Origin of the sequence: Cellulomonas biazotea, assembly GCF_004306155.1 — a bacterium.
Taxonomy (GTDB): Bacteria; Actinomycetota; Actinomycetes; order Actinomycetales; family Cellulomonadaceae; genus Cellulomonas; species Cellulomonas biazotea.
The window spans coordinates 1-4613 of the sequence record NZ_BIMR01000190.1; the positions used below are offsets into that span (position 1 = coordinate 1).

Below are 4613 nucleotides of genomic sequence, written 5' to 3' on the forward strand. Positions count from 1 at the left end.
CCCGTGTGCCCGCCGGCGTCGTGCCCGGCGTCGTGCCCGGGGTGGTGCGCCGGGACGTCGGACGGCGTGGCGGGCGCGGTGCCCTCGCCGCGGCGCGCGGTGACGCGCCCGTCGTACCCCGCCCGCCGGACGGCGGCCAGGAGCGCGTCGTCGTCCGCCACGCCGCCGTCGTCGCCCGCCCGGAGCTCGACGTGCGCGGTCTCCAGCGCGAGGTTGACGGTCGCGCTGGCGCCGGGCACCTGGTTGAGGCGCCGCTCCACGCGGGCGACGCACGACGCGCACGTCATGCCCTCGACGTCGAGGTCGACGAGTGCGACGGGTGCGCCCGTCGTGGGGCGCTCGTCGGGGGTGCTCACAGCAGGGACCTCCGCGGGGTGACGGCGTAGCCAGCCTCGACGACGGCGTCGGAGACGGCCTCGTCGGCGAGGGGGGCGTCGGACGTGACGCTGACCTTGGAGGACCCGCCGACGACGAGGTCGACGGCGACGTCGGTGACGCCGGGCAGCGCGGTGAGCTCGGTGGTGACGGCGTGCACGCAGTGGCCGCAGGTCATGCCGTCGACGCCGAACGTGGTGGTCTGGGACATCGGTCTTCTCCTGGGTGGTGGGGGTTCTTCAGCTGCGGACGAGGCGGGCGATGGCGTCCGCGGCCTCGCGGACCTTGGCGGCGCCCTCCTCGGGGGACTGCCGGGCGGCGTCGACGACGCAGTGGCCGAGGTGGTCCTCGACGAGGCCGATGCTCACGGCCTGCAGCGCCTTGGTGACGGCGGCGATCTGGGTGAGGACGTCGATGCAGTAGACGTCCTCGTCGACCATGCGGGCGATGCCGCGGACCTGCCCCTCGATGCGGCGCAGGCGCTTGAGGTAGTCGTCCTTGGCGTCGGTGTAGCCGTGCACGGTGTCCTCCTGCGGCGGTCCGGGTCGGGGTGGCGGGCCTGCGGCCGGTCCCGACCGCTCACCTCACCCGAACACCATACCCCCCTGGGGTATTCCAACCGCCGGGACGAACGCCCGGGCAGGGGACAATCGGTCGCATGCGGGTCTCGGCGAAGGCGGACTATGCGGTGCGGGCGTGCGCGGAGCTGGCGGCGAGCCCGCACGGGGACCCGGTGCCGGCCGACGTCCTGGCGGCCGGCCAGGACATCCCGACGAGCTTCCTGGAGCGGATCCTCGGCGACCTGCGCCGCGCGGGCATCGTCACGTCGGTCCGTGGCCGGTCCGGGGGCTACCGCCTCGCGCGGCCCGCGGACCAGGTGACGCTCGCCGAGGTGATCCGGGCGGTCGACGGCCCGCTCGTCACCGTGCGCGACGAGCGCCCGCCGAGCCTGACCTACGAGGGCTCGGCCGCGGCGCTGCTCGACGTGTGGGTCGCGCTGCGCACGAGCGTCCGCCAGGTGCTCGACGAGGTGACCCTCGCGAGCCTCGTCGCACGCGAGCTGCCGGCGCCGGTGCAGGCGCTCGCGGACACGCAGGGGGCGTGGGACAACCCCTGACGTCCTGCCGGACGGGCGTCCGGATGGCGAACACCGCTGTCCACGATGCGGATGGTGGTTGTTAGGCCACCAAGGCGGTCGGAATTATCTGCGAAAGCACCGATGTCCGCACCGTCCGCAGCGCCTCTGTCCCCCTAGGTGGTCCCCGTGCCCAGCCTGATCCTCCTGGCCCTCGTCGGCCTCGCAGCCCAGCTCGTCGACGGCAGCCTCGGCATGGCGTACGGGGTGACCTCGTCGACGCTGCTCCTCGCGATCGGCACCAACCCGGCCGCCGCGTCCGCGACCGTCCACCTCGCCGAGATCGGCACGACCCTCGCCTCCGGCATCTCGCACTGGCGGTTCAAGAACGTCGACTGGAAGGTCGTCCTCAAGATCGGCGTCCCCGGTGCCGTCGGTGCCTTCCTCGGCGCGACGGTCCTGTCGAACCTCTCGACCGAGGCCGCGACGCCCGTCATGTCGCTCATCCTGCTCGGCCTCGGCGTCTACCTCCTCGTGCGGTTCACGCTCTTCGGCCTGCGGACCGACCGCCAGCACCTCCCGCTGCGCAAGCGCTTCCTCGCCCCGCTCGGCGTGTTCGCCGGCTTCGTCGACGCGACCGGCGGCGGCGGCTGGGGCCCCGTCGGCACGCCCGCCCTGCTCGCGAGCGGCCGCCTCGAGCCCCGCAAGGTCATCGGCTCGATCGACACCTCCGAGTTCCTCGTGTCGCTCGCCGCGAGCCTCGGCTTCATCCTCGCGATCGGCTCGCAGGGCATCGACTTCGCGTGGGTGCTCGCCCTGCTCATCGGTGGCGTCATCGCCGCCCCGTTCGCCGCGTGGCTCGTCCGGCACGTGCCGCCGCGCGTCCTCGGCTCGGCCGTCGGCGGCGTCATCGTCCTCACGAACGTCCGCACGCTCATCCGCAGCGACTGGATCGGCCTGAAGAACACCCCGGCCGAGGGCCTGATCCTCGCGGTCATCGCCGTGATCTGGGTCGGGGCGATCGTCTGGTCGGTCCGCGCCTACCGCGCCGACCAGGCCGCCGCCCGCGCCGAGGCCGTCCCGGCCGTCGACGACGAGCAGAAGACCGCCGCGCCCGCCGTCTGACGCCTCTCCGCCCGCCGCATCCGGGCCGCACCCCTGCGACGCACCGTCGCACCCCGGACCCCCGTCACGCCCTGCCGTGACGGGGGTCCGGCGCGTCGACGGCGTGGCGTCCGATCCGTGGTCCGATATGTCGCATTGACGTGCGTTGTCGGCGATACTCGACGTCCAGCAGCGACGAGAGGCGACACCCACGTGACGACGAGCGACCTGCCGGAGCGCCGCGACGACGCGGCCCCCCGGACGGCGGGACTCACCCCGCGACCGCACGCCGGCACCTGGAACACGCGCACGGAACCGCTCTCGGCCGCTCCCGCCCACCGGTACGACCCGTTCGCCGCGCTCGGCCACGAGGCCAGCCGGCACGGGCACACCGCGCACGGCACGGCCACCGGCCGTGACGGCGGACCCGCGCACAGCCTCTGGCCGCACGCCGACGAGCACCCCGAGGGCTACGCCGACGGCCATGCCGACGGCCGCGCGGAGATGACCGACGAGCGCCGCACCGCCTGGAGCCCCCACGCCACGTGGCGGCCCACGCCCAGCGTCCCGTTCCCGCGGCCCGCCCCGTCGACGGAGACCGACCCGCCCGCGTGGGCGTGACGCCGACCAGGTTCATCCGCAGGGCGGAAGATCCGTTCCGCGCGTCCTCTCACAGACGACGCACAGCAGCCGAACGGTAGGGCGACGGCGTCGGGAGCCCGACGTCGTGCCAGGGGTCGTCGCACCCGGACCGGCGGTCCGCAGCGGGGACCCCTCAGCCCGAGCGAGAGGCCCGCACCGATGAGCACGACCCCCTCCCAGTCGTCACGCCGTCGTGGTGGCTGGTTCGCCCGCCGTGGCATCCAGACCAAGATCCTCGCGACCCTCGCGCTGTCGGGCGTCGTCCTGCTGGGCGCCTCGACCTACGCGGTCCTGACCCTCAAGCAGGCGAACGCGGACTTCGCGACGATCGCCGACGGCCAGGCCAACGTCCTCGACGTGCGGAACTGGGTGCACCAGAACCAGCTCAAGGGCCGCATGATCGTCGCGCAGATCGCCGCGTCGGACGAGTCCGGCGACAAGCAGGAGTGGCTCACCCGCCTCGACGAGAACGACTCCGAGATCAACGCCCAGATCGAGGACTACACCGCGTCCATGGCCGGCGGCGAGCAGTCCTGGCAGGACTTCCTCACGCACTACGACGCGTTCCTCGAGATCCGCGACAACCAGCTCGTCCCCGCCGCGATGGAGGAGGACCTCGCCGAGTACGCCCGGGTCCGCGACGTCGTCGCGCAGCCTGCCATCGAGACGTACGTGGCGGACCTCGACCTCGTCGCCGAGCAGAGCACCGCCTACATCACGGCCCTCACGGAGGGGGCGCAGGACCGCGCCTCGACCGCCATGGTCGTCCTCATCAACAGCCTCGTGGCCGCCTTCGTCCTCGCCGCCGTGCTCACCTGGCTCGTCGTCCGCGGCGTCCGCCGCTCCGTCGAGGAGGTCCGGCGCGCGCTGCAGGCCATGGCCGAGGGCGACTTCACCGTCGCCGTCCCCGTCCGGGCGCAGGACGAGATCGGCCAGACCGCCGCGGCGCTCGCCACCGCGCAGGCCTCCGTCCGGTCGACCCTCGCCGGGGTCGTCGAGACGGCCGAGACCGTCGCCGCCGCCGCCGAGCAGCTCTCCGCCGCGTCGCAGCAGGTCGGCTCCGTGCAGGAGGAGACGAGCGCGCAGGCCGGTGTCGTCGCGCTCGCCGCCGAGCAGGTGTCCCGCAACGTGCAGTCCGTCGCCGCCGGGTCCGAGCAGATGGGCGCGTCGATCCGGGAGATCGCGCAGAGCGCGTCGGAGGCCGCCAAGGTCGCCCACCACGCGACCGAGATGGCCGCCGTCACCAACGAGCGCGTCGCCCGGCTCGGGTCGTCCAGCCAGGAGATCGGGAACGTCGTCAAGGTCATCACGTCGATCGCGGAGCAGACGAACCTGCTCGCGCTCAACGCGACGATCGAGGCCGCGCGCGCCGGGGAGGCCGGCAAGGGCTTCGCGGTCGTCGCCGGCGAGGTCAAGG

The 4613-nt window shown here is 73.8% G+C and carries 7 protein-coding genes; 4 read left to right on the top strand and 3 right to left on the bottom strand.

Annotation, left to right across the window (positions count from 1 at the left end):
• The 3 genes from CBZ_RS12455 to CBZ_RS12465 form a co-directional block, all read right to left on the bottom strand.
• A partial coding sequence (locus CBZ_RS12455; protein WP_373862174.1) for a cation transporter occupies positions 1–356 on the bottom strand: 356 nt, incomplete at its 3' end.
• The gene (locus tag CBZ_RS12460) at positions 353–586 is read right to left on the bottom strand and encodes a heavy-metal-associated domain-containing protein (RefSeq protein WP_130781855.1); all 234 of its coding nucleotides are present in this window, start codon (positions 584–586) and stop codon (positions 353–355) included. The genes CBZ_RS12455 and CBZ_RS12460, both read right to left, overlap by 4 nt.
• 28 nt (positions 587–614) lie before the next feature.
• The gene (locus tag CBZ_RS12465) at positions 615–896 is read right to left on the bottom strand and encodes a metal-sensitive transcriptional regulator (protein WP_130781856.1); all 282 of its coding nucleotides are present in this window, start codon (positions 894–896) and stop codon (positions 615–617) included.
• 137 nt (positions 897–1033) lie between these two features.
• Between CBZ_RS12465 and CBZ_RS12470 the strand changes: the two genes are divergently transcribed.
• From CBZ_RS12470 to CBZ_RS12485, 4 genes are all read left to right on the top strand, one after another.
• Positions 1034–1492, top strand: a complete 459-nt coding sequence (locus CBZ_RS12470; protein WP_130781857.1) for an RrF2 family transcriptional regulator — start codon at positions 1034–1036, stop codon at positions 1490–1492.
• A gap of 147 nt (positions 1493–1639) precedes the next feature.
• A complete protein-coding gene (locus CBZ_RS12475; protein ID WP_130781858.1) occupies positions 1640–2575 on the top strand; it encodes a sulfite exporter TauE/SafE family protein in 936 nt (311 codons plus the stop codon).
• Between the two features lie 192 nt (positions 2576–2767).
• Positions 2768–3175: a hypothetical protein gene (locus tag CBZ_RS12480; RefSeq protein WP_130781859.1), complete on the top strand. Its 408-nt coding sequence runs from the start codon at positions 2768–2770 to the stop codon at positions 3173–3175.
• 180 nt (positions 3176–3355) lie between these two features.
• On the top strand, positions 3356–4613 hold a 1258-nt coding region (locus CBZ_RS12485), incomplete at its 3' end, for a methyl-accepting chemotaxis protein (RefSeq protein WP_130781860.1).

Excerpts from the sequence above, each read along its gene's own strand:
- CBZ_RS12460 (WP_130781855.1), bottom strand. The coding sequence starts at position 586 with ATGTCCCAGACCACCACGTTCGGCGTCGACGGCATGACCTGCGGCCAC.
- CBZ_RS12470 (WP_130781857.1), top strand. The coding sequence starts at position 1,034 with ATGCGGGTCTCGGCGAAGGCGGACTATGCGGTGCGGGCGTGCGCGGAG.